The organism is Paenibacillus pinisoli (assembly GCF_003605435.1).
In the GTDB taxonomy this organism is placed as follows: Bacteria; Bacillota; Bacilli; order Paenibacillales; family Paenibacillaceae; genus Pristimantibacillus; species Pristimantibacillus pinisoli.
Window position 1 is genome coordinate 704930 of the sequence record NZ_QXQB01000004.1, and the last position, 24686, is coordinate 729615.

Annotated in this window: 29 protein-coding genes; all 29 read left to right on the forward strand. The window is 53.1% G+C overall.

Translation table 11 applies throughout. The annotated features are described in order from the left end of the window. Window positions 1–49 precede the first annotated feature (49 nt). The 29 genes from D3P09_RS20495 (at window position 50) to D3P09_RS20630 (ending at window position 24672) form a co-directional block, all read left to right on the forward strand. On the forward strand, window positions 50–346 hold the full coding sequence (locus D3P09_RS20495; RefSeq protein WP_120113237.1) for a 2Fe-2S iron-sulfur cluster-binding protein: 297 nt from the start codon (window positions 50–52) through the stop codon (window positions 344–346). A 244-nt stretch (window positions 347–590) separates the two neighbouring features. Continuing rightward, a complete protein-coding gene (locus D3P09_RS20500; protein ID WP_120113238.1) occupies window positions 591–1217 on the forward strand; it encodes a nucleotidyltransferase family protein in 627 nt (208 codons plus the stop codon). Next, a complete protein-coding gene (locus tag D3P09_RS20505) occupies window positions 1202–1549 on the forward strand; it encodes a 2Fe-2S iron-sulfur cluster-binding protein (protein ID WP_120113239.1) in 348 nt (115 codons plus the stop codon). Before D3P09_RS20500 ends, D3P09_RS20505 begins: the two co-directional genes overlap by 16 nt. Window positions 1550–1571: 22 nt before the next feature. After that, window positions 1572–2318: a DUF3939 domain-containing protein gene (locus tag D3P09_RS20510; protein ID WP_120113240.1), complete on the forward strand. Its 747-nt coding sequence runs from the start codon at window positions 1572–1574 to the stop codon at window positions 2316–2318. 279 nt (window positions 2319–2597) lie between these two features. After that, on the forward strand, window positions 2598–4076 hold the full coding sequence (gene spoIVA / locus D3P09_RS20515; RefSeq protein WP_120113241.1) for a stage IV sporulation protein A: 1479 nt from the start codon (window positions 2598–2600) through the stop codon (window positions 4074–4076). A 497-nt stretch (window positions 4077–4573) separates the two neighbouring features. Beyond that, on the forward strand, window positions 4574–4849 hold the full coding sequence (locus D3P09_RS20520) for an HU family DNA-binding protein (protein ID WP_116044761.1): 276 nt from the start codon (window positions 4574–4576) through the stop codon (window positions 4847–4849). Window positions 4850–4991: 142 nt separating this feature from the next. Next, complete coding sequence (gene mtrB, locus D3P09_RS20525; RefSeq protein WP_116044760.1) at window positions 4992–5213, forward strand: trp RNA-binding attenuation protein MtrB; 222 nt, start codon at window positions 4992–4994, stop codon at window positions 5211–5213. Window positions 5214–5329: 116 nt separating this feature from the next. Beyond that, window positions 5330–5989, forward strand: a complete 660-nt coding sequence (locus D3P09_RS20530) for a hypothetical protein (RefSeq protein ID WP_133305037.1) — start codon at window positions 5330–5332, stop codon at window positions 5987–5989. Between the two features lie 103 nt (window positions 5990–6092). After that, entirely contained in the window at window positions 6093–6962 is an 870-nt protein-coding gene (locus D3P09_RS20535; RefSeq protein ID WP_120113243.1) for a heptaprenyl diphosphate synthase component 1, read from the forward strand. Window positions 6963–6967: 5 nt separating this feature from the next. Further along, the gene (locus D3P09_RS20540; RefSeq protein ID WP_120113244.1) at window positions 6968–7690 is read left to right on the forward strand and encodes a demethylmenaquinone methyltransferase; all 723 of its coding nucleotides are present in this window, start codon (window positions 6968–6970) and stop codon (window positions 7688–7690) included. Beyond that, window positions 7687–8562 (forward strand): UbiA-like polyprenyltransferase, encoded by an 876-nt coding sequence (locus tag D3P09_RS20545; protein WP_120113245.1) that lies wholly within the window; start codon window positions 7687–7689, stop codon window positions 8560–8562. Before D3P09_RS20540 ends, D3P09_RS20545 begins: the two co-directional genes overlap by 4 nt. Beyond that, window positions 8556–9230 carry a UbiX family flavin prenyltransferase gene (locus tag D3P09_RS20550; protein WP_120113246.1) on the forward strand — a complete coding sequence of 225 codons (675 nt, stop codon included), beginning with the start codon at window positions 8556–8558 and terminating at the stop codon, window positions 9228–9230. The genes D3P09_RS20545 and D3P09_RS20550 overlap by 7 nt, the downstream gene beginning before the upstream one ends. Next, window positions 9193–10053, forward strand: a complete 861-nt coding sequence (locus D3P09_RS20555) for a menaquinone biosynthesis protein (protein ID WP_243644325.1) — start codon at window positions 9193–9195, stop codon at window positions 10051–10053. The genes D3P09_RS20550 and D3P09_RS20555 overlap by 38 nt, the downstream gene beginning before the upstream one ends. After that, window positions 10050–11024, forward strand: a complete 975-nt coding sequence (locus D3P09_RS20560) for a polyprenyl synthetase family protein (RefSeq protein WP_120113248.1) — start codon at window positions 10050–10052, stop codon at window positions 11022–11024. The genes D3P09_RS20555 and D3P09_RS20560 overlap by 4 nt, the downstream gene beginning before the upstream one ends. Before the next feature lie 37 nt (window positions 11025–11061). After that, the gene (gene ndk, locus D3P09_RS20565) at window positions 11062–11505 is read left to right on the forward strand and encodes a nucleoside-diphosphate kinase (protein WP_120113249.1); all 444 of its coding nucleotides are present in this window, start codon (window positions 11062–11064) and stop codon (window positions 11503–11505) included. 29 nt (window positions 11506–11534) lie between these two features. Then, window positions 11535–12314, forward strand: coding sequence for a CheR family methyltransferase (locus tag D3P09_RS20570; protein ID WP_424452459.1), 780 nt, complete (start codon window positions 11535–11537; stop codon window positions 12312–12314). 59 nt (window positions 12315–12373) lie between these two features. Then, window positions 12374–12544 (forward strand): hypothetical protein, encoded by a 171-nt coding sequence (locus D3P09_RS27795; RefSeq protein WP_165867515.1) that lies wholly within the window; start codon window positions 12374–12376, stop codon window positions 12542–12544. Window positions 12545–12749: 205 nt separating this feature from the next. Next, complete coding sequence (gene aroB / locus D3P09_RS20575; RefSeq protein WP_120113251.1) at window positions 12750–13853, forward strand: 3-dehydroquinate synthase; 1104 nt, start codon at window positions 12750–12752, stop codon at window positions 13851–13853. Further along, complete coding sequence (gene aroH / locus D3P09_RS20580) at window positions 13850–14221, forward strand: chorismate mutase (protein ID WP_120113252.1); 372 nt, start codon at window positions 13850–13852, stop codon at window positions 14219–14221. Before aroB ends, aroH begins: the two co-directional genes overlap by 4 nt. A 325-nt stretch (window positions 14222–14546) precedes the next feature. After that, window positions 14547–16112, forward strand: a complete 1566-nt coding sequence (gene trpE / locus D3P09_RS20585) for an anthranilate synthase component I (RefSeq protein ID WP_120113253.1) — start codon at window positions 14547–14549, stop codon at window positions 16110–16112. Between the two features lie 2 nt (window positions 16113–16114). After that, window positions 16115–17158, forward strand: a complete 1044-nt coding sequence (gene trpD, locus D3P09_RS20590) for an anthranilate phosphoribosyltransferase (RefSeq protein ID WP_120113254.1) — start codon at window positions 16115–16117, stop codon at window positions 17156–17158. Continuing rightward, window positions 17148–17945: an indole-3-glycerol phosphate synthase TrpC gene (gene trpC, locus D3P09_RS20595; protein ID WP_120113255.1), complete on the forward strand. Its 798-nt coding sequence runs from the start codon at window positions 17148–17150 to the stop codon at window positions 17943–17945. The genes trpD and trpC overlap by 11 nt, the downstream gene beginning before the upstream one ends. Continuing rightward, a complete protein-coding gene (locus tag D3P09_RS20600; RefSeq protein WP_120113256.1) occupies window positions 17942–18622 on the forward strand; it encodes a phosphoribosylanthranilate isomerase in 681 nt (226 codons plus the stop codon). Before trpC ends, D3P09_RS20600 begins: the two co-directional genes overlap by 4 nt. Continuing rightward, window positions 18619–19812, forward strand: a complete 1194-nt coding sequence (gene trpB / locus D3P09_RS20605; RefSeq protein WP_120113257.1) for a tryptophan synthase subunit beta — start codon at window positions 18619–18621, stop codon at window positions 19810–19812. The genes D3P09_RS20600 and trpB overlap by 4 nt, the downstream gene beginning before the upstream one ends. Then, a complete protein-coding gene (trpA, locus tag D3P09_RS20610; protein ID WP_120113258.1) occupies window positions 19812–20618 on the forward strand; it encodes a tryptophan synthase subunit alpha in 807 nt (268 codons plus the stop codon). Before trpB ends, trpA begins: the two co-directional genes overlap by 1 nt. 141 nt (window positions 20619–20759) lie before the next feature. Further along, window positions 20760–21851, forward strand: coding sequence for a histidinol-phosphate transaminase (gene hisC, locus D3P09_RS20615; protein WP_120113259.1), 1092 nt, complete (start codon window positions 20760–20762; stop codon window positions 21849–21851). Window positions 21852–21861: 10 nt separating this feature from the next. Beyond that, complete coding sequence (locus tag D3P09_RS20620; protein WP_120113260.1) at window positions 21862–22953, forward strand: prephenate dehydrogenase; 1092 nt, start codon at window positions 21862–21864, stop codon at window positions 22951–22953. Window positions 22954–23473: 520 nt separating this feature from the next. Then, window positions 23474–24067, forward strand: coding sequence for an RNA polymerase sigma factor (locus D3P09_RS20625; protein ID WP_120113261.1), 594 nt, complete (start codon window positions 23474–23476; stop codon window positions 24065–24067). Beyond that, window positions 24064–24672 (forward strand): anti-sigma factor family protein, encoded by a 609-nt coding sequence (locus tag D3P09_RS20630; RefSeq protein ID WP_120113262.1) that lies wholly within the window; start codon window positions 24064–24066, stop codon window positions 24670–24672. Before D3P09_RS20625 ends, D3P09_RS20630 begins: the two co-directional genes overlap by 4 nt. Window positions 24673–24686: the final 14 nt, after the last annotated feature.

Consider the following 24686-nt stretch of genomic DNA (forward strand, 5'->3'; position numbering starts at 1 on the left):
CCAGCCATACATAACCAACAATGATAGTTAAAGGAGTTATTCGGAGACCATGATTGAGCTAAAGGGAAGAACGATCACCGCAACCGTAGAAGCGGAAGCGGGTCTGACTATACTGGACCATGCGATTAAGCATAAAGTAGATTGGAGCTTCTCCTGCACACGCGGCACCTGTGCGCGCTGCCGCTGCCTGGTTACAGAGGGCAAGGAGTTTCTGGAAGAGATAACGGATGAGGAATGGGATCGACTGGAGCCGGAAGAATTCGATGAGGGCTTCCGCCTGGGCTGCCAGGCTGTAGTGAAGGAAGGCGCCGGCCGCATCGCGGCAGTCAACAAAACGTATTTCTAACGTAAAAGTGCGTGTTCAAAAAGTCCGGTTTTCAGCACATGAGCTTATGCTATCGATGATGCGTTTTTTCAAAACGCTGCACAAGATGAGATGAAGCTAGGAAATGAGGAGCGGAGCGTAGTGGAAGCTTTTGTGAGCACCGGAAGTTCCGGCTGAATGCCATATTCGATGTCGACTAGGCTTCCTGATCTGCTTCGTGATCAAAAGTGGACTTTTTGAACAACCTCTTAGAAGGAGTGCCGGTATGATTAAGGAAACAACAGGCGTGCATGAAGCGCTGTCCACCATTGTGCGCTTGGCCGGCAACACAACGTGGGTGCTTGGCGGAAGCGCGGCGTTGATGCTTAGAGGGCTGCCGCTTGGCGCTCCGCCGCGAGATATTGACCTGTACTGTGATGAAGCTGATATGGATGATATTCATAAGGCGCTTAGCGGCTGCGCGATCGATAGCCCGAAGCTTAGCGAGACGGATATCTATCGTTCAACATTAAGCCATTACCGGATCGGCTCGGTTCAAGTGGAGCTGGTAGGCGGGTTTTCCGTACAGGCGCTTGGCTGCTGTTATGAGGTGGAAGTCCGGAAAGTGCTCCTTCCATACGGGGAAGCGCTGGAGCTGGGTGGGCAGAGCGAAGGGAAGCCGGAATTGGTGCGCATTGTGCCGCTTGCTCATGAGCTTTGGTTCAATACGCTGCGCAAGAGGGAAGACCGTGTAGCGGTTATTTCGGCTGAGATGAGAAAAGCTCCTCATATCCATCAGCCCGCGCTTCAAGCGATTGAAGAGGGCAATGACATGGCAGATGATGTCGCGCGCGCAGTCTGCGGGAGTGTAGCCGGAGCGCAGAGAGGAGAGCAGCCGTGGATGCAGAAGTGAAGTTTTGGCCAGGCGGCAAAGCGGTCAAGGTTAAGCGCGGCACATCGATCCTTGACGCATCAAGGAGAGCAGGCGTCACGATCTCGACGCGCTGCGGCGGCAAGGCTGCTTGCTTCATGTGCAAGGTAACCGTGCTGCCGGGGAGCGAGCTGCTGCCTATGGGAGACGAGGAGCGGCGCAAGCTGGCTGGCCTGGAGGAGAAGAATATTCGTCTCTCTTGCCAGACGCGAGTGTCAGGCAAGGTAGAGGTGGAGCTTCCGCCGGATCCGCTGCGAGCAGCGGTCGCCAAGGCGCTGGCGCGCCAAAAGGAAGAGAGCGAAGATCTCTGGTGACGGAAATGGAGGACTATAGGCAATGAAAATTCATGCAGGAAATGCAGCGGGCCGCAAGTGGCGCTCAAGCGCGATGATTGGCCTGCTTGCCATAATGACGCTGGCGCTTTCGGGCTGTCTGTATCCGGAGGACCAGAAGCAGAATGTCCCGCCCAAAGAAGCGGTGCGCAATGTGCAGGCTGCGGTCGATCAATATTATGATGAGCAGGGACTTCTGCCGATTATTACAAGCGCGCAGGATGTCCCAAAATACGAGAAATACAGGATTGATTACAAGAAGCTGCAGGCCAAAGGGTATTTAAGCTATGTCCCCTCAGCTGCATTCGAGAACGGCGGCAATTATTACTTTATCATTATTGATGAAGAAACCGATCCCACCGTCAAGCTGATGGATATCGTCACGTTCCAAAAGCTGATTGATGTACAGAAATGGGTGAAGCTTCATATGGACAACCGGGGAGCTTTGCCTAAGAAAGACGAGATGTACCCGGGTTTCTACGCGATAGATTATGAGGCCATGGGCAAAAAAGCGCCTGATATCAGAAGCGTATTCTCAGGCGTAGGCTTGAACGTCATCATAGACGACAAAGGCAATCTCTATGTCGATTATGGCATCGATCTGATGCAACACATTCAGAAGAATGGGGAAGCCGCTGCAAGCGGAGTTGACGATCTGAGAGAATTGCTAGTGAAGGGCAGTGACTTTGTCCCTGTGAAGGCGCCGGCTTACAAGCTGGTAGGTGGCGAGCCTGTCGCTGTACTGCCGTAACCGCATATCTGTTTTTCGCCTCATCCGCCCGCCAGCGGATGAGGTTTTTTTGTGCCTCCCGTCATAGAAGATACTTCTTCCTCATATATTTCAATCTTGGAAGGGAAGCCGGTTCATTCGGTGAACGAAAAAAGTTTTCGTAGAAACAATCGTCATAATTGGACAGTCTGGACATAAGCTATTACTAGTCCAAAAAGTATGTACGAGTTGCGTCGCTGGCCTGCCCTCTTGTCCGGTGGATGGCGGCGAACCGGAAAATCAATTGGGAGGGGATATTCAGTGGAGAAAGTAGACATTTTCAAGGACATAGCCGAACGTACCGGCGGGGATATTTACCTCGGTGTAGTAGGGGCGGTCCGAACGGGCAAATCAACATTCATCAAACGATTCATGGAGACGGTCGTACTTCCCAACATCACGAATGAATCGGACCGGGTCAGAGCCGTGGACGAACTTCCTCAAAGCGCCGCAGGCAAAACCATTATGACAACAGAGCCTAAATTCGTCCCGAACCAGGCGGTTCAGCTGAAAGTGGCGGAGGGGCTTGAAGTGAATGTAAGATTGGTAGACTGCGTTGGCTACGCCGTTGAGGGAGCCAAAGGCTACGAGGACGAGAATGGTCCGCGCATGATTACGACGCCTTGGTTCGATGAGCCGATTCCGTTCCAGGAAGCGGCTGAGATCGGAACGCGCAAAGTCATTCAGGAGCATTCTACGCTTGGCGTTGTGGTGACGACAGACGGATCCATTGCGGAAATTCCGAGAAGCTCGTACGTCGTGGCTGAAGAGCGCGTCATCGAAGAGCTGAAGGAAGTAGGCAAGCCGTTCGTGCTCATCATCAACTCGACGCGTCCGAAGAGCGAAGAGACGCAGCAGCTTAGAAGCGAACTTCAAGCGAAATACGATATTCCGGTCATCGCGCTCAGCGTGGCGACAATGGGTGAAGAGGAAGGCACAGCCGTCCTGCGCGAGGTGCTGTACGAATTCCCTGTACATGAAGTCAATGTCAATCTGCCGAGCTGGGTTATGGTGCTGAACGATAACCACTGGCTGCGTACGAACTACGAGAACTCCGTGCGCGACACAGTGAAGGATATTCGCCGCCTGCGCGATGTAGAGCGGGTTGTGGCGCAATTCATGGACTACGATTTTATTGCAAAAGCCGGACTTAGCGGCATGAACATGGGTCAGGGCGTAGCGGAGATCGACCTGTACGCTCCCGATGAGCTGTATGACCGCATCCTGATGGAGGTCGTAGGCGTCGAGATTCGCGGCAAGGATCATCTGCTCCAGCTGATGCAGGACTTCTCCCATGCCAAGCGCGAATATGACCGGTTCGCAGAAGCGCTTGAGATGGTCAAGACGACCGGCTACGGCATTGCGGCACCGTCTCTTGCGGAGATGGCGCTTGATGAGCCGGAGCTCATTCGCCAGGGGTCGCGTTTCGGCGTAAGGCTGAAAGCGACGGCTCCATCCATCCACATGATTCGGGTCGACGTCGAATCCGAGTTTGCGCCGATTATCGGTACTGAGAAGCAAAGCGAGGAGCTCGTCCGCTATTTGATGCAGGACTTCGAGAACGATCCGATCAAGATTTGGGAGTCGGACATCTTCGGACGCTCGCTGCATTCGATAGTAAGAGAGGGCATCCAGGGCAAGATTGCCATGATGCCGGACAATGCGCGCTACAAGCTTCAGGAGACGCTCGGACGCATAATCAACGAAGGCTCCGGCGGTCTGATCGCCATTATTCTATAACAATCCCGAGCATCCGACAGGCTGCACCGAAGGTCGCCACGACCTTCGGTGCAGCCTGTTCTTTCATAACCGGGACTATAGTCTTAACTTCCCGGCAAAGCGCATAATGACAGACTTTTCAGCCTATTTGGCCGCAATATTAGAAAACATTCCTTTTCCACGCCAAATCAACGTTTCCACTTGAAAAAGCATTTCTGCTGTATTACTATAGGTTTGTTCGGTCAAAAGGTATATATTTGAAGTTTTCGGTTAATAAGAGGAATATGAATGTTTTTGGCTTACGCTAACGAGGCAAGTTTTGCTTATTTTAAACAAGCCTATTCTTTCAAAGCTGCGAAGCAAGTTTTGCTGTGCAAAACTTAAGTCAATGCTTACGAAGCAAGTTTTGCTGCGCAAAACTTAAGTCAATGCTTACGAAGCAAGTTTTGCTGCGCAAAACTTAAGTCAATGCTTACGAAGTAAGTTTTGCTGCGCAAAACTTTTAAGGAGGTGAAACCATGAACAAAACTGATTTGATCGCGAAAGTAGCTGAATTGACGGATCTGTCCAAGAAGGATGCGACAAAAGCGGTTGATGCCGTTTTCGAAGCAATCTCCGACGCACTGCAAAGCGGCGATAAAGTGCAACTGGTAGGCTTCGGCAACTTCGAAGTTCGCGAGCGCCAAGCACGCAAAGGACGCAATCCGCAAACAGGCGAAGAGATCGATATTGCTGCCAGCAAGATGCCGGCATTCAAACCAGGCAAATCTCTCAAGGACCTTGTATCCAATTAACGTATATGCATAAACAAGCGCTCGAACGTTACGTTTGAGCGTTTTTTCATGGATCGGAACAGGGCTTGGCATTGCACATTGGCGCGACTTCTACTATAATTCACATGGATAGCACGGAATGACGAATTGCGGAGGGATCACCATGGAGCCTACGGTTGGCGATTATATTGTAGTAAAGGCGAAGGATCAAGGCGTACAGGTTATCGGCCTGACGCGCGGCCAGGATACGCGGTTCCACCATACCGAAAAGCTGGATAAAAACGAAGTATTGATTTGTCAGTTCACCGATCATACCTCGGCTATCAAAATCCGGGGAAAAGCTATTGTCATGACGAAATACGGTACCGTGGAGACCGATCAATAGGATTGGCGCAAAGCAGGCGAAGCCTGCTTTTTTGTTTTGGGCATATGTGTGAGGGACAAAGAGCCGCATAATCGCCCACTCGTTCTCGTACAATGTACTATATGCCGGAAGTCCGTATGACTGTTGTCTGGAATGACCAGACTTGGAATAGGGACAGCGTATGGATGAGAACGAATGGAGGTGCCGCTTTGCGCGCCGGACCTAGAATTGCAGCCGCATGCGCGGTAACGTTAGCGATAACGATCGGGGCAGCATGGCTGCCTCATACGCTTATGCAGTCCAGGGACAGCAGAAGCGAGGTTGCCGTCTTTCGGGGCGCTCCGGTCGAACATTTGACTAATTTGAATGTCGTTGACGCGCTTGTCGGGATTGAACTGCATGAGCGTCTGGGACATGTAGAATGGAGCAACTCTGTCTTGTCGCTGGAGCTGGTAGTACCCAGCAATGCCGGCAGGCCGGAGCGCTGGTTCGATGACGTGGAGCGGCTGATCGGATTATCGTATCAGCAGCTGGACAATGTGAAGCGATTGCTTATCCGAATTGTCGAAAGCGACGGGAAAAAGAAACGGCTGCTCGCCGCAGTGGACGTGCGCGAAGGCGATGCCTGGCTATTCAGCGATATGGGCGAGCTTCGCAACTCCGATCCTGTTCACGACGAGATATGGAGACAGCGTCTAAGGCTCAGCTTTACCTCGGTGTGGATGGACCGGTTCGGGAAGCCGGAGGGCTATTCGGCGCGCTCGGTGCGGCCCGGGTCTTCGGATATAGCAAAATGATGAACATGTCCCGGGAGTCGTATGCTCTTATGTAAAGTTGTGCTATAATAGTTTAGATTGTTGAACGGAGATTTGTTGCTACATTTGTTCGGAGGCTTCTATCATGACGAGATACCGCATTCCAGAGATGACCAGACTTCATGCAAAGCACGATATGATCGATAAGCATACCGAACTGCCCCCGCTGGCTGAGCCGAGGGCAAGGTTGCTGCATGCGTTTCTTAGCGAGCAGAATTCTGTGAGAGAGCAAAGCGAGCTGTATACGCTGGTCGTGACGCTAGTGCAGTTGGGTATGGATACCCATGATTTGATCGATACGGAGACGACGAAGCGCTCCGAGGCGGACATGCGCTCCAGACAGCTCAAGGTGCTGGCTGGCGATTTTTTCAGCGCGAGATTTTACCAGCTGCTTGCGAACGCTGGACAAATCGAGATGATTACTAAGATCAGCAATGCCGTATGCGAGGTTAACCGGCTAAAGGTGAACCTATATACGCGTATGAGAAGCCTGCGCATGACGGCAGAGGAATATATCAAACAGGCCGTGCAGCTAAGAAGCGAGCTGTTCCAGCACTTCACCGGCTTGCTGGAAGGTGCCGCAGCCCGCGTATGGCCAGAGCTGCTGCAGGGCGTAAGCCGCTGCGAAGTTCTGCTAGAGGAGTTGGAGCGCAGCGAGAGCATGGACAAGTTCGAGAAAAGCTGGGCTTATTGGCATGTGTTGCAGGTTGGCACGGAAGACGAACGCCATCGCCTCGCCTCGCAGTCGCTTGCGAGCAGCGAGCTGTCAGCGCTTATCCAGAAGTATGATATTCGGGCGCTGCTGACAGCAAAGCTGTGGCAGGCAGCGGAGTCTCTCAAATCCGCAGCAGCGAAGCTGGATTCGGACAAGCTGGCCGCTGAGCTGTCTGCTGTTGCAGACGGCATGGTCGGCAAGCTGTCCGGCGGCATGCCCGCGCTTAACGAGACGAGGTGAAGAATATGGATAACACGAATTCCAAGAGCCATGTGCATGGCTTGTTCGAGACAATCGCTCCCAAATACGATTTGATGAATGATATTATCAGCTTCCGCCGTCACAAAGCCTGGCGCAAGTATACGATGGACCGTATGGCTGTTCAGCCCGGCCAGTCGGCGCTGGATATATGCTGCGGCACTTGCGATTGGACGATTGACCTGGCCAAGGCAAGCGGCACGGGACGGGTAGTTGGACTCGATTTCAGCCAGAACATGCTGGATGTAGGAAAGTTGAAATTACAGAAGCTGGGGCTTGACGAGCATATCGAATTGGTGCAGGGCAATGCGATGAGCCTGCCGTTCGAGGATAACAGCTTTGATTACGTGACGGTAGGCTTCGGCCTCCGCAATGTGCCTGATTATGTGCAGGTGCTGAAGGAAATGAGACGGGTCGTAAAGCCCGGCGGACAAGTCGTCTGCCTGGAGCTGTCGAAGCCGACATGGCAGCCATTCAAGAGCATTTATTATTTGTACTTCGAACGTATTATGCCATGGTTCGGCAAGCTGGTTGCAGGGCGATTCAAGGAATATCAATGGCTTCCCGATTCGCTGAAGCTGTTCCCTGATTCCAAAGGATTGACTGAGCTTTACCGTGAAGCGGGTATGAAGCAAGTGGATGTACGTCTCTTCTTCGGCGGCATCGCCGCTTTGCACATAGGAACGAAGGGAAGAGATGTTCAGCAATGATGCGCAAACTACGAATTATACTGGAAATGATTAAGTTTGAACACTCCGTGTTCGCGCTGCCCTTTGCTTATATGGGCGCTTTGCTCGGCGCGGTTGTGATGCTGGGGCGGCTGCCGTCCTGGGCCGAGATCGGCTGGATCTCGCTAGCCATGGTCGGAGCCCGCAGCGCGGCAATGAGCCTTAATCGTCTGATCGACAAAGCGATCGACTTGCGGAATCCGCGTACGAGGGACCGGGCTTTGCCTGCTGGCTTGCTGAAATCGGCCGAAGTCCTCCTGTTTATTATTGTTTCATTCGCCCTGTTGTTCTGGGCTGCGGCCAATCTCGCGCCAATCGCGATGAAGCTGCTGCCGATTGCGGTATTTTTCCTTGTTATATATTCCTACACCAAACGTTTCACCTGGCTGTGCCATATCGTGCTTGGCCTGACGATCGGACTCTCCCCGCTTGGGGGCTGGGTAGCTGTGACAGGGCAGTTCGATCTCTCGGCATGGCTTCTCTATGGAACGGTCGCGCTTTGGATTGCGGGATTCGATATTATCTATGCTACACAAGATTATGAATATGACCGCGACGCTGGCCTGCATTCCATTCCGGCGCGTTTTGGCATCTCCGGAGCTCTGTGGATCGCGCGCTCGCTGCATGTTGTAACGGCGCTTGGCTTTGTCGTTCTATTCTGGATGACGCAGCTCAGCTGGCTGTACCTGTTCGGCGCGCTGCTGTCGATCGCCTTGCTGTTCTATCAGCACTGGATGGTCAGGCCGCATGACTTATCGCGTGTGCCTACAGCGTTTTTCGGCATGAATGGCACGCTTAGCGTGGTCTTGTTCATCTTCACCATTGCAGATTTGGTGGTGCTAAAACAATGGTAAGCATCGAAGGAACGGCAACCGGAGGGGTGCCCAGAAAAAGATGGGTCGTCGGCATAACAGGCGCCAGCGGCGCCATCTACGGCATTCGGTTGATTGAGGAGCTGCTGGACAAGAACTTCGAGGTGCATTTGGTTGTAACCGAAGCAGGCTGGCGCGTGCTTAAGGAAGAGCTGGGCTGGGAGACAGCCCGCCGGACAGAGTCAATTGAACGGGCTTTTGCCAAAAACGCCCAAAACGGCAAGCTCGTGTATCATCCCAATGCCAATATCGGCGCTTCGATTGCAAGCGGGTCATTCCGTGTTGAAGGCATGTTCATTATGCCATGCTCCATGGGAACGCTATCATCAATCGCACATGGAGCCTCCAACAACTTGCTGGCGCGCGCCGCCGACGTTATGCTGAAGGAGGGGCGCAAGCTGCTGCTTGTGCCGCGGGAGACGCCGCTTCATGCGATTCATCTGGAGAATATGCTGACGCTTGCCAGACTTGGCGTGCGTATTGTGCCGGCGATGCCGGGCTTTTATTTCAAGCCTCAATCCATGGATGAGATGATAAATTTCCTTGTAGGCAAAGTACTGGACAACGTAGATATTGATCATGATTTGTACAGAAGATGGGGAGATGAGCACAATGAGCAATCAGCATCGGATCACCATCGGGGAGATTGACTATGCGAACGCTTGGCCCTTGTTCAAGGGCTTTGAGCGCGGGGCTCAAGGGTTGGCCTATGAGATGATCTCGCGCGTGCCTTCCGAGCTTAACCGTCTGCTGAGCGCAGGGGAACTCGATCTGTCGGCGATCTCATCCTTTTCGTATGGAAAGTATTGTGATGATTATGTGCTGATGCCGGACCTGTCTGTTGGTTCAATCGGCCGTGTATATTCGATTTTGTTATTCATGAAGGAGCCTCTGGAGAAACGCAAGCCGCGCAAGATCGCGGTAACGACTACCTCCGAGACTTCGATCAACCTGCTCAAAATCATTATGGCGATGCGCTTCGAGATCGAGCCTGAGTATGTGCGGGCTGAGCCTGATTTGAAAGCGATGCTGAAGGATGCGGATGCGGCACTGCTGATCGGCGATCCCGCCATTACGGCTTCCTGGCAGACTGAAGGCCTGCATGTGCTTGATCTGGGCGAGCAATGGAACAATTGGACGGGGCTTGGCATGACCTATGCGGTCGTCGCTGCCCGAAGATCGGCTGTACAGAAGTACGGAAGCGAGCTGCGCGCCGCCTATGAAGCGTTGCTGACGGCGAAAGCCCATAATCTGCGCGATATCGGCCCGCTTATCCAGCGAGCCTGCGCTGCTATTGGGGGGGAGTCCTCCTATTGGGAGACTTACTTCCGTTCGCTGCAATATGATTTTGGCGATAAGCTGCAAGCGGGCTTGTCCCTTTATTTCAAATATGCGCGTGAGCTTGATTTGCTGCAGCATGACGCACGGCTGACGTTTTATGAAGGACACTCTCCCCAAAAGGTGAAGGAATGAAACTATTAGAACTGTACGCAAAAATGAAGGGCGATTTGAATCAAATCGAAAAAGAACTAGAGCGCAGCGTGACGGATGATCACGCTCTGCTCAGCGATACGTCGACCCATCTGCTTAAAGCAGGCGGCAAACGCTTGCGTCCCGTCATTGTGCTTCTGGCAGGGAAATTCGGCGACTATAATCTCGATGTGCTGAAACGGGTAGCCGTGCCCCTGGAATTGATCCATATGGCTTCGCTTGTACATGACGACGTGATTGACGATGCGGAAACAAGGCGCGGTCAATTGACTGTAAAGTCCAAGTGGGACAACCGGATTGCGATGTATACAGGGGACTACATTCATGGCAAAGCGCTGACGATTGCGACACAGCTTCCAAATCCGCAAATTCACCAAATTTTGTCCAAGTCGCTTGTAGAGATGTGTATCGGCGAAATGGAGCAGATTAGAGACTTTTTCAACACAGAACAGACGGTCCGCAATTATTTGCTGCGCATTCGCAGGAAGACAGCATTGCTTATCGCCATAAGCTGCCAGCTTGGCGCGATCGCCGCGGGAACAGACCGATTGACGGCCAACAAGCTTTACCGCTTCGGCTATAATATCGGGATGGCCTTCCAGATACGCGACGACTTGCTGGATCTGTACGGCACCGAGAAGCAGATCGGCAAGCCGCCCGGCTCCGATATTCGCCAAGGCAACATTACGCTGCCGGTCATACTTGCGCTTCGCGACCCGGGAGCGAGAGAGCCGCTGCTGCAAGAAATCCGGATGATTCGGGAACATGAAGGGTTCCCCGATACGAAGCGCGCGATTTCCCTTATCCGCGATAGTGCAGGCGGAGAGCTTGCAGACGAGCTGGCCAACCGTTACATACAGAAAGCTTTGAAGGCTTTAGAAGGATTACCCGATCTTACGGCGAAAAAGAATCTTACCGATATTGCGCATTTTGTCGGGAAAAGAAACTATTAGATTATTTAATCTGGTGTTGGAAGGGATGGTTTGCAGGATGGAAAGAACGTTTCTGATGATAAAGCCGGATGGCGTTCAACGCGGATTGATTGGCGAAATCGTGTCGCGCTTCGAGAAAAAAGGACTTCAATTATCGGCTGCCAAGTTCATGCATATTACACGCGAGCGCGCGGAAGTTCACTACGCGGAGCATAAAGGCAAGCCGTTCTATGAGCCGTTGCTGGAATTCATTACTTCCGGTCCCGTATTCGCCATGGTATGGAGCGGCGACAATGTCATTGCGCTGTCGCGGGCGCTGATCGGCAAGACCGATGCGCTGGACGCTGCGCCAGGCACGATTCGTTCCGACTTTGCTGTACATACAAATTTCAATTTGATTCACGGCTCTGACTCTGCTGCCAATGCGGAGCGGGAAATTGGCATTTTCTTTGCACCTGAAGAGCTAGTGGCTTACGAGCATACGATTCAACGCTGGGTATAAGCCAGCCGCACAAGATGGAGGCTGCCGATATGTCTGAAGATCTGGACTTCTCACAATTCATAACCCGCATAAAGCGCAAGACGGATATCGATCTTTCGCAGTACAAGGAAGCGCAGATGAAGCGAAGGCTGACGACGCTCCGCATGAAAAACGGATTTACAACCTTCCAGGCCTACTACGAGGCGATTGAGCAGAATCGCGCATTGCTCAATGAGTTTCTGGACCGGATGACAATCAATGTGTCGGAGTTTTGGCGCAATCCGGCGAGATGGGAAGTGCTTCGCGATCGTTTCTTGCCGGAGATGGCGGGTGCGGGCTCCAGGGCAAAGATTTGGAGCGCGGCTTGTTCGACGGGCGAGGAGCCTTACACGCTTGCGATGATCCTATCTGAGATGGGCGCGCTCGGAAGAACGACGCTGGTCGCCACAGATCTGGACAACAACGTGCTCGATAAAGCGAAGGAAGGCATCTATCTGGAACGTTCGCTTCGGGATGTTCCCGCCGCTCTTCGGAGCCGTTATTTCAAGCCCGACGAAGGGGCTTACCGCGTATCGGACGAACTTAAGAAAGCAGTGCAGTTCAGGCAGGGCAATCTGCTTCACGACCGGTTCGACTCCGGCTACGACCTGATTGTGTGCCGGAATGTGATGATTTATTTTACGGAAGAAGCAAAGCATGACCTTTATCATAAGTTTTCTGCAGCCTTAAAGCCGGGAGGCATCCTGTTCGTAGGCAGCACGGAACAGATTTTCTCGCCCGCACAATACGGTTTCGAGACGGCGGATACTTTCTTCTATCGGCGTGTATAGCGGTTTCCTCATTCTCCTATACTAATCATAGGAACGTTGATTGGAAGGAGACAAAAGGGATGGATAAACGCCAAGTGATCGCAGCGTATCGCCGCGGTTTTCTAACGATACAGGAATGCGCGCAAATCATCGGCGTGGACAGCAGGCAAGCAGCCCGCATCGCGGATGATGCGAAATACATGAACGAAGGCGACAGCCGTCTTGAACAGCCGGCAGCCAAGAGCCTATAAGCAAGCCTGCCAGAGAGGCCGGGTTTTCTGATTGTAATCAATCGGGAGCCCGGCTTTTTGCCGTTCTTGCGGCATGCTGCCGCTCCTTTTCGATCATAGTGAGATTTCTTGTCAAACCAGCAGGGGTGTACTATAATGAGCAAAGATGTTTCGGGCTTATGGCGGATTTGTACAAATATTTTTGCTATTGGGGCGGTAGTAGACAATGCGTGAACTAACAGTAGATCTTGGCGAACGTTCTTATCCTATTTATATTGGCGAAGGCCTCTTAAGCGAGGCGGATACTTACTTCAGCAAGCACGGAATCAGCAAGAAATCTCCGCTGCTGATCATTACCGATACCAACATTGCTCCGCTTCATTTGGCATTGCTGGAGGAGAAGCTGCAAGCCGGCGGCTTTAATGCGTCGAGCGCAGTTGTTCCGGCGGGAGAAGGGTCCAAGTCGCTTGCGATGCTCGAAGATTTGATCGCGAAGGCGCTGGATGCCGGACTTGACCGCAAATCAACGATTGTAGCCCTTGGCGGCGGGGTAGTCGGCGACTTGGCGGGGTATGTGGCAGCATCCTTTATGCGCGGGGTTAAGTTCGTACAGATCCCGACTACGATACTGGCGCATGACAGCAGTGTAGGAGGCAAGGTTGCGGTCAATCATCCGAAAGCGAAAAATATTATCGGCGCCTTCCACCAGCCAGAGTTCGTTCTATACGACCTGTTGCTGCTGCAGACGCTGCCTGCCCGCGAGGTCCGGTCAGGCTTGTCCGAAGTCGTCAAGCATGGCCTAATCTGGGACGCATCTTTCGTGCAGTGGTGCGAAGAGAACGCCGGAAAGCTGCTTGCGCTTGATGCGGACAGCCTGGGGTATGCACTGCATAATGGCTGCAGCGTAAAGGCTTCAGTCGTATCGCAGGACGAGAAGGAGAACGGGCTGAGAGCCATCTTGAACCTCGGACATACGATTGGTCATGCAATCGAGGCGGTAGGGGGCTACAACGGACTTCAGCACGGTGAAGCGATAGCGATAGGCATGGTTGGCTCGGCGAAGCTGGGTGTGCGTTACGGAGCGCCTGAGGAGGTCTATCACACCACCAAGCGGGTGCTTGCCAAATGCGAGCTGCCGATCGCGCTTCCGCAGCATTTTGATGTGGATGCCATTATGGAAGCGATGATGCATGACAAGAAGTTCTCCGAAGGCACGATGGTATTCATTGTACCGACGGCAATCGGAGAAGTGGAGATTAAATCGGATGTGCCGGTAGCATGGGTAAGAGAGATCGTGGAGGAATTGAAACTGGAGGTTGAACAGCGATGAGTGTACGCGGAATACGCGGTGCAATTACGGTAGATGCGAATGACGGACAACAGATTGCCAGCGCGACGCTGGAGATGGTGAAGGATCTTGTCGCCCAGAATGAATTGGACCCTGCCGATATTTGCAGCGTCTTGATTACGGTGACCAATGATCTGGACGAGACTTTTCCGGCCCAGTCGATCAGACAACTGGAAGGCTGGGAGCTTGTGCCGCTGATGTGCGCGCTGGAGGTGCCGGTAAAGGGCAGCCTGGAGCGCTGCATCCGTGTAATGGTGCTGGCGAATACGGAGAAGTCGCAGGCGCAAATCCGCCATGTCTATTTGCGCGGGGCGCAGGCGCTTCGTCCGGATTTGGCGAAGTCAAAATAACGGGTTGACGTATCCGGCTCGGATGCTATATAGTTAGTGCAATAGATGAGAGTAGTCGAGTAGGTTTTTAGCTGAGTTGAGATGAGTAGAGCATTAGGAAGTTGCCGTAGGGCATATCCATTAGTTGAGATGAGTTGCAGGTGAGTTGAGCATTGTTGCGGAGTGTATTCGTGTATCCGCAGGCTGTTCTGCTTTACCGCATCGAAGCGGCTGAATGGGACCTATAGGGCACGCTATCATCGATACATTCTAAGCTCCTGCTGCGGCAGGGGCTTTTTTGATTATAAGCTCTTAGCCGAAATTCCATTTGTGGAGGTCGTTGAGGATGAAGAATGAATTGCAACGCGTAATTGGGCTTGCCGGAAGCTATAATCTGATCCCGATCGTACGGTATGTAATGGCGGATACGGAGACGCCGATCCGGCTGTTTCAGCATTTTGCCGAGGAAGATCACGCTTTCCTGCTCGAGAGCGTCGAAGGCGGGGCCAAGTGGGCGAGATATTCTTTCATCGGAACAGACCCCTTCATGAAGCTGCACGGCAAGCATGGCGAGCTGGTGCTGGAGCACAAGGGAGAAACAACGATCCTGCGCGAGAAGCCGATCGAGCTGCTCAAGGCAAAGCTTCGTTCCTTCCGCAGCCCGTCTTCCAGCGAGTTGCCTCCATTCACGGGAGGCGCGATCGGCTTCTTCGGTTACGATCTGCTTCAATATTACGAGAAGCTGCCTGCGCACCGGATTGACGATCTGCAAATGAACGATATGCAATTCATGTTCTGCGACCAGGTCATCGTCTTCGATCACTTCAAGCAGCAGCTGCAAATTATCGGCAACGTCCATATCGGGTATGGCGCAACGGATTCGGATATCGAGAAGTCGTATAATGAAGCGGTTGCCAAAATCGACGCTACGGTTGAACGGCTGGGCCAGCCTGTGCCGAGCAGTATTGCTCCTACTTCTCCGATTCCGCATGATCCGGACCTTGGGGATGTCCAGTCGAATCTGACGAAGGAGCAATTCATGGCGAATGTCGACAAGGCGAAGGAATATATCAGGGCCGGCGACATCTTCCAGGTCGTATTGTCGCAGCGCTTCAGCATCGATACCGACATTAATCCGCTGCTAGTCTATCGCGTGCTCCGCACGATGAATCCTTCGCCGTATATGTACTATCTGAAAATGGGCGAGGAAGTGATTGTGGGCACTTCACCCGAGGCGCTGGTGAAGGTAGCGAACGATCGGGTAGAGACACGTCCAATTGCCGGCACAAGGCCAAGAGGCGCTACGCCCGAGCAGGACAAAGCGCTGGAGCTGGAGCTACTGGCGGACGAGAAGGAGAGAGCAGAGCATCTGATGCTGGTTGACCTGGGACGCAACGACATCGGCCGCGTATCCGAATTCGGCTCTGTCCGCTGTGATTCCTTTATGGAGATCGAGCGTTACTCTCATGTCATGCACATCGTATCGAACGTATCCGGCAAGCTGCGCCAGGACAAGGACTTTTTCGATGCCTTTATCTCCTGTCTGCCAGCGGGCACCGTATCCGGCGCCCCTAAGCTGAGGGCGATGCAAATCATTGCGGAGCTGGAGAACGAGGCGCGAGGAGCATACGCAGGCGCGATCGGTTATCTTGGCTTCGGCGGCTCGATGGATACGTGCATTACGATTCGGACGATTATTTTCAAGCACGGCAAGGCTTATGTACAGAGCGGGGCGGGCATCGTGTGGGATTCCGTGCCGGAGAGCGAATACATGGAGACGGTCAACAAGGCGAAGGGCATGCTTAAGGCGATCAGAGCGGCTGAAGCAAGCTTCCGGAAGCCGGCGGTCCAAGCGAGGAGCTCGGCTGTCAATACCGATTATGAGGTCCATTCAGGAAAGGGGCGCGGTTAACGATGAGCGGAATGATGACAATGCAAGCGGCATTGAACAAAGTGATCAGCGGCGAGCACTTGACAAAAGCAGAAGCGGCTGCGGTCATGACGATCATTATGAACGGCGAAGCGGCAGCCTCCCAGATCGGAGCGATTGCGACCGCGCTGAGGATGAAGGGCGAGAGCAAAGACGAGATTACCGGCTTCGCGCAGGTGATGAGACAATTCTCCAGCAGGGTTCAGACGGAGCAGGAGGGGCTTCTCGATACATGCGGCACAGGCGGCTCCGGCATCCATAAGTTCAATATATCCACGGCATCTTCCATCATTGCTTCCGCAGCCGGCATTCGGGTAGCAAAGCATGGCAACCGCGCCATGTCCGGCAAGACAGGAAGCGCGGATGTGCTGGAAGCGCTCGGCGTTCAGATTACGCTGTCTCCCGATCAGGCGGCAGCTTGCCTGAGAGACATCGGCATCTGCTTTATGTTCGCGCAGCATTATCATCCGTCCATGAAGCATTCCGCTGGGCCCCGCAAGGAGCTTGGCATCCGCACGATCTTCAACATGCTTGGTCCGCTGACCAATCCGGCAGGCGCTGACCGCCAGCTGCTGGGCTTGTACGATCGTTCCCGCACAGATACGATTGCAGAAGTGCTGGGTGAACTGGGACTTAAGCGTGCGCTTGTAGTCAGCAGCCACGATGGGCTGGATGAAATCAGCATATCGGCACCAACCCAAATCTCGGAGCTGAGGGACGGCATCGTCAAGACGTATCATATCGAGCCGGAAGATCTTGGGTTGAAGAGACATTCCATAGAATCCGTCCAAGGCGGAGAGGCTGCTATCAATGCAGGATTGATTCGCTCCATCTTCTCCGGCGAGGAACGGGGCGCTTACCGGGACATTGTGCTTGCCAACGCAGGCGCATGCATCTATGTCGGCGGCCTCTCCGCAACGCACCGGGAGGGAGTCGCACTGGCAGCAGAAGTGATTGATTCCGGCAAGGCGCTGGCCAAGCTGGAGCAGCTTATTCATACGACAGGAGAGTTGGCACATGTTTCTTGATAAAATCGTAGCGACCAAAGGAGCGGAAGTGGAGGCATTGTCCGCAACCTTCCACCTATCCGAATATGAGGGCATCATTGATGAACTGCCGGCTTGCCGCGGCTTTGAAGCGGCATTGCAGCAGAATCGCCGCAACCGTGGCATGGCCTTGATCGCGGAAGTGAAGAAGGCGTCTCCTTCCAAGGGACTGATCCGAGCGGACTTTGAGCCGGCATCGCTTGCCCGGGCATATGAAGCTGCTGGCGCGGACTGCATCTCCGTACTGACGGACCGGGATTACTTCCAGGGCTCCAATGATTATTTGAAGCTGGTCAAAAAATCCGTGAATCTTCCTCTGCTTCGCAAGGACTTTATTATCGATTACCGGCAAATCTACGAAGCTCGCGTCATTGGCGCGGATGCGGTGCTGCTCATTGCAGCGATCTTAACTAAAGCACAACTGGCGGAATTCCATGACCTGGCGAAGTCGCTTGGCATGGATGTGCTGGTGGAGGTCCATGATGCGGTTGAACTTGAGACTGTGCTGGAGCTGGACAAAGCGACCCTGATCGGCATTAACAACCGCGATCTCAGATCTTTTGTGACGGATCTGGCCACGACTGAGAAGCTGATCGGTATGATGCCGCAAGATGTGACGATCATAAGCGAAAGCGGAATTGCAAGCTGCAAGGATATGGATTATTTGGAGTCGGTCGGCGCTCATGGCGTATTGATCGGCGAACACTTCATGCGCCAGGGGGATGTAAGCGAAGCGGTCCGCTCACTGATGGGCGAGGTCCGTTCATGAGCGTGCGCCTGAAAATTTGCGGCTTGCGCGACGAAGCGACCGTTAAGTTGATGAACGGGCTAGCCATAGACGAAGTAGGGCTCATATTCGCCCCTAGCAAACGCCAAGTGGGCAAGGCTGAGGCGGGCAAGCTGGTCGAAGCCATACATCAGCTTCGCAATGAAAGGGGAATCCGTCCTCTTGCAGTAGGCGTCTTCGTGAATGCCGGGCTGGAGGAAATGGCGGAGCTTCTGGCCGCAGTTCCACTTGATGTTGTACAATTGCATGGACAAGAATCAGCGGTCTACTGCGCTGAATTAAAAGCTAAATTCCCAAAGACGGCTATTTGGCGCGTAGTGTCCATCAAGCCGGATGCCGATTCGTTCACAGATGGGGAGGATGTCCCTGAAGAGCGTCTGGCCCCGTATGCGGGATTGATCGATGCCATTCTCATCGATGCGCCTGGCGGTGGCACCGGGCAGCCATTCAATTGGGCCGTTATCGAGGCGTACAAGCGCGCGTCTGCTTCGTTTGGCTTGCCTTTATATGTTGCGGGCGGCCTGCACGAGGGGAATGTGCAGGAGCTGCTGCATAAGCATCAGCCGGACGGCGTTGATGTATCGAGCGGAGTGGAAACCGACGGACGCAAGGATATTGAGAAAATCAGATTATTTGTCAGAAGGGTGAGAGAAGCATGATACAAGTACCTGACGTGAATGGCAGATTCGGCAAGTTCGGCGGCCGATACGTGCCGGAGACGCTAATGAATGCGCTGCTGGAGCTGGAAGAAGCATACGCTCATTATTCCAAGGCCCCTGACTTCCAAGCAGAAGTGCGCGAATTGCTATACAAATATTCAGGCCGTCCGACATCGCTTTATTATGCGAAGCGTTTAAGCGAGCATCTAGGCGGGGCCAAAGTTTATCTGAAGCGTGAAGACCTTAACCATACCGGGGCTCATAAGATCAATAATACGATCGGACAAGGCGTGCTTGCCAAGCGGATGGGCAAGACGAAGATAATCGCGGAGACGGGAGCGGGCCAGCATGGCGTCGCTTCGGCAACGATTGCCGCATTGCTGGGACTCGAGTGCAAGGTGTTCATGGGAGAAGAGGACATGAAGCGCCAGCAGCTGAATGTGTTCCGCATGAACTTGCTCGGCAGCGAGGTGGTGCCGGTAACGTCGGGCACACGCACGCTCAAGGATGCCTGCAACGAGACGCTGCGGTATTGGGTCAGCCATGTGGACGATACGTTCTATATCTTGGGATCTGTCACTGGTCCCCATCCGTATCCGATGATGGTGCGCGACTTCCAGCGCATTATCGGCGACGAGGCGCGCGAGCAAATTCTGAAGGAAGAAGGAAGACTGCCTGATTATGTAGTTGCGGCAGTTGGCGGCGGCAGCAATGCGATGGGCATTTTCTATCCATTCGTTGGGGACGAGGGCGTGAAGCTGCTGGGCGTTGAAGCCGCCGGCAGAGGCGTAGAGACGGAAGAGCATGCGGCTACGATGACGAAGGGACGCCATGGCGTGTTCCAAGGCTCTCTCAGCTATGTGCTTCAAGATCAATACGGGCAGGTACAGCCTGCGCATTCGATCTCCGCGGGCTTGGATTATCCGGGCATCGGGCCGGAGCACGCTTACTTGAAGGATTCCGGCCGGGCGGACTATGTGCCGATTACGGACGCCGAAGCGTTGGAGGCGCTCCAGCTTCTGTCTCGTACGGAAGGCATTATTCCGGCGCTGGAATCGGCGCATGCGATCGCGCAGACGCTGAAGCTGGCCCCTACGCTTGGCAAGGATCAAGTTGTAGTCGTCAGCTTGTCCGGACGCGGCGACAAAGACGTTGAGGCTATTATGGGTTATTTGGGAGGTCAAAGCTAATGAACCTGATCGATCAAGCATTCGCCAGGCTGAAGGCGGAGGGGCGCACCGCGCTTATTCCGTTCTTGACTGTAGGCGATCCCGACCTGTCTACCACGCTAGCCATTATCAAGCAGTTGGAGCAATCCGGCGCAGATATGATCGAGCTTGGCGTACCCTATTCTGACCCGCTCGCGGATGGACCCGTCATTCAGCGCGCATCGGAGCGCGCCCTCCGCAGCCAGATCACGCTTCTGGACTGTATCGAGTTAGCTGCACAAGTCCGTGAGGCTGGCGTGAAGATGCCGCTAATCTTGTTCACCTATTATAATCCTGTGCTCCAGTTCGGCTTGAAGCCGTTCTTCGAGCTTGTGAAGAGCAAAGGCATTAGCGGACTGATCATTCCGGATTTGCCGATTGAAGAAGATGAAGAGGTAAGAGCCCTATCGGAGGCGTATGACATACATTTGATACCGCTTGTAGCCCCAACCTCCAATGACCGGGTTGCGCGCATCACCAGTAAGGCGCGCGGCTTCATCTATTGCGTTTCCTCTCTGGGCGTTACAGGTGTGCGCTCCGACTTCCATACCGGCATTGACCAGTTTCTCGCAACCGTGAAAGCTTCTACGGATCTGCCGATCGGCATCGGCTTCGGCATTTCCAGCAGGGAGCAGGTGGAGCGGTTCGAGGGGCAATGCGACGCAGTTATCGTGGGCAGCGCGATTGTCAGAAAGATTGAAGAGGCGATTCCTTTGCTGGAGAACGAAGAGACAAGGGCGCAAGGGCTTGCTGCAATCGGCGAGTTTGTAGCTTCACTCAAGGGTTAATTCGCTATACGATCCGCCCCTTCGGCAGCCGGACGCAGCCAAAGGGGCGGTTTTCCGTTTTTTCGAAAAAGCTTTAAAACAGCAAACAGATGTGAGACAATGGGACAGTAACACTTCAATACATAGAAGAGGTGAAGAGTCATGCAGCCCAAATCGAATGTCGTCCATTTGCCTGTCTATAACCCGGGCAAGCCTGTGGAAGACGTGAAAAGAGAGCTTGGCCTCGATCATGTGATCAAGCTGGCCTCCAATGAAAATCCTTACGGTTTCTCCAATGAAGCGAAAAACGCCATGCTCGCCGAGCTTACGAATAGCAATGTTTATCCTGATGGAGCAAGCCTCGTCCTGGCCCAGGAGCTTGCAAGCAAGCTGTCGGCCCAGACGAATCAGCTGATCTTCGGAGCAGGCTCCAGCGAGGTCATCGTACTTGCGGCAAGAACGTTCCTGGCACCGGGCGACGAGACCATTATGGCCAATGAGACCTTCTCCCAATACAGGCACAACGCCCAGATCGAGAACGCGAATATAATCGAAGTGCCGCTGAAGGAGGGCAAGCATGATTTGCCTGCCATGCTGGCGAAGATTACGGAACGGACCAAGATCGTCTGGATCTGCAATCCGAACAACCCGACAGGGACGATTGTATCCGACGATGAGCTGAGAGCGTTCCTGAACGATGTGCCTTCGCATGTGCTAGTCGTACTGGACGAAGCTTACCGGGAATTCGTCGATGCCGCAGAATACAGCGATGGCGTCGAGCTGCTGAAGAGCTATTCGAATCTGCTTGTGCTCCGTACTTTCTCGAAGGTATACGGTCTTGCCGCACACCGCATCGGATACGGCGTAAGCAGCCCGCAAGTGATCCAATTCATGAATCAAATTCGCGAGCCGTTCAATACGACGCGGCTGGCGCAAGCGGGAGCGCTCGGATCCTTGAAGGACGATGCGTTCGTCGCTTCCTGCAAGGAGCACAATCTGGAGGGCATCCGCTATATAACGGAGCAATTCGATCGGCTTGGCTTATCGTATTTCCCGGCTCATGGCAACTTTATTCTGGTCGATGCGCATCGCCCTTCGGGTGAAGTATTCGACGCAATGCTGCGCAAAGGCGTAATCGTGAAAGGGCGCTGGGCCAACTACCCGACCTATATTCGCGTTTCCGTCGGCACGCCTGAGCAGAATGCTGCCTTTATCGAAGCGTTTGAGCAAGTTTTGCAGGAAGTGACGGTGTAAATTTAAATTTATGACGAATGTAGCGATTTTTGGAGTGGGCCTGATTGGGGGTTCGATTGCGCTTTGCCTGAAGGGCAAGCCGGGTATCCGGGTAATCGGATTTTCCAATCGGGAAAGCTCCGTTCAGAAATACCTTCAGCGCGGCGTGGTCGATGTCGGAACGACATCGATCCAGGAAGCCGCCGAGCAAGCGGACTTTATTTTTCTATGCGTGCCTGTCGGTAACCTGCAGGAGTATTTGGAGAAAATCAGCGCCTTTAATTTGAAGAAGGGCTGCATTATTACCGATGTAGGCAGCACGAAGTCGTCGGTGGCATCCTACGCCAGATCCGTGAATCTGGGGCATGCGACGTTTATCGGCGGCCACCCCATGGCGGGATCGGAGCGCTCCGGCGTAGAGGCGGCCTCTTACCATTTGCTGGAGAATGCCTTTTACGTGCTGACGCCTGATTCCACGACGCCTCCTGAAGCGGTAGAGCGCCTTACGGAGCTTCTTTCGCATACGAGGGCGAATATAGTGAAAGTGGACGCGGATTCCCATGATGATATCGTAGGAGCGATCAGTCATTTGCCGCATATGATTGCCGTTGCGCTTGTGAATCAGGTACGCGGCTATAATGAGCGCAACGAGCTGTATCAATCCTTGGCTGCCGGCGGCTTCCGGGATATTACGCGCATCGCTTCAGGCGATCCAAGCCTGTGGCGCGATATTTTGCTCGACAATCGACGTGTGCTGCTGCGACTTATTCGTGACTGGAATGACGGCATGGAGACCTTCGCACATATGCTTGAGAAGATGGATGGACCCTCTATTGAGGAAGCCTTTCGGACGGCGGGCGAATTCCGCAACCGAATGCCGGAGCGCCGCAAAGGCATGATTCATTCGGTGTACGATTGTTATGTCGATGTGCCGGACCATCCGGGCATCATCGGCAAGATTGCCAGCGAGCTGGGCAACAACCGGATTAACCTTAGCAACCTGCAAATTATCGAAAGCCGGGAAGACGTGCCGGGCATTCTCCGGTTATCGTTCCGCAATCAGGAATACCTGGACCAGGCGATTGCGCTGCTGGAACGTAACGGCTATTCAGTTCATCAATAGATCCATGCGCCCTTGTTTTCATTTTCATGACTCGTCACGAAAATGAAAACGCTTGTTGACAAATTGGAAGCGTATACATATAATAAAAGTACAGTATGGTTTCTCTCCACTCCTATCCAATAACTGCAGCGTTCATCATGAACGCAGACCACTCCTCGGAGTGGTATTTTTTTTGCTTGAAGATAACCTCTCAGGTCACACGCTTGCGAAAATCAAAAATGGACAAGCCCGCGGTCTTTGCTTGCGGGTTATATTTGTTTGGCGTTATGCCGGCTTGGTTTACTAATAAGAAACAGAGAAGAAAGGGAATGATTTCTAAACTTTCAGATTTATTAGGAAAATGAAGGTTTTGGAATGAATGTCGAAACAAGCAGGAATTTGCCTGCTGGAATCGAATTGTTAATCTACTCAGTTGAAACTGTATTTTAATGAGATGACGACCGCAACTTTTTGTTTTCGGGCCGGTACAATGATACATAGGGTCCGGGAATAATCTGCAGGTGGAGGAGGTTCGCCTGTCATGACTGATTCCCAGTTGATACGAGAGATTAAGGATGGCAATGTCGAGCTGTACTCCGAACTGATGCGGCGTTATCAGCGCAAGATATTGGCATTCATCTTTCATATGCTGAAGAGCGCCAAACTGGAATTGCTGGCTGAAGACTTATGTTCAGAAACATTTTATAAGGCATACCGCAGCCTTCACTCCTTCAGGGAGATGGATGCTTCTTTCTCTACGTGGCTATATACGATTGCGCGCAATACCGTTCTAAGCGAGCTTAGGAAAGGCAAGGCGAATAATGTATCGCTCGATGACGCAGGTTTTGAACCGATCGCATCGCATGAAGCCGCTCCTGAGCAGCAGCTTCTGCGCAATGAGAGAATGGCTATGGTTCGCGAGGCAATCAACAACTTGCCGGAGAAGCAGCGGTCCGCGCTTATTCTTAGGGAATATGAGCAACTGGACTACCAGGAGATCGCCAATATCCTTGGACAGTCGGTCAGCTCTGTCAAATCATTGCTGTTCCGGGCCAGAGCCAGTGTGAAGACGCAGCTTGAGCCTTATTATGGAACAATGCCGTCGGCGGAGTCTTTCGAGAGGATGAATTCATGATGAAATGCGAGGACGTGCAGCTCAGGTATTCCGACTACTGGGATATGTCCGAGGATGATCAGGAGAGAATAGAACTGGAGGCTCATTTGCTGGATTGCCCGAATTGCTCTGCGCATTACGGCTTCTGGGACGAAAGCGAGGATCTCGCGAGCCTATGCGCCGATGAGACAGCGGAGTTCGGCCCTTCCGAGCATGTGAACCGCGCTGTGATGGAGCGCATTTACTTGGACGAATCCTGGTACTTGCCTGTTCCAAGCAAAAGCTATCACTTCTCCAAATCATTCCGGCGAAATACGGCGATTCTAATTGCAGGCTGCATGGCCATGTTCGCTTGCGCGTTTTTTGTATTCGTATTCGACTATAAGGAAGCGCCGACTGAAGCCCAGATTCAAAAGATGACGGGATTAATTGAAGCGGCCAACGCTTCAACCGACAATGTATTTGTGACGGCGGGCTTCTATGCGGAGGTACCTGTAGCGAGCATCAGCGATCCGGTCGTGCTGAAGGTAGTGCCTACGTTCCCGCAATATTACGTAGCTCTATCGCTTCTTGGGCTTGTCATGGCATTGCTAATTCTGAATTGGCTGGCCAGAACGCGGCATTGACGCATCGGGAACGC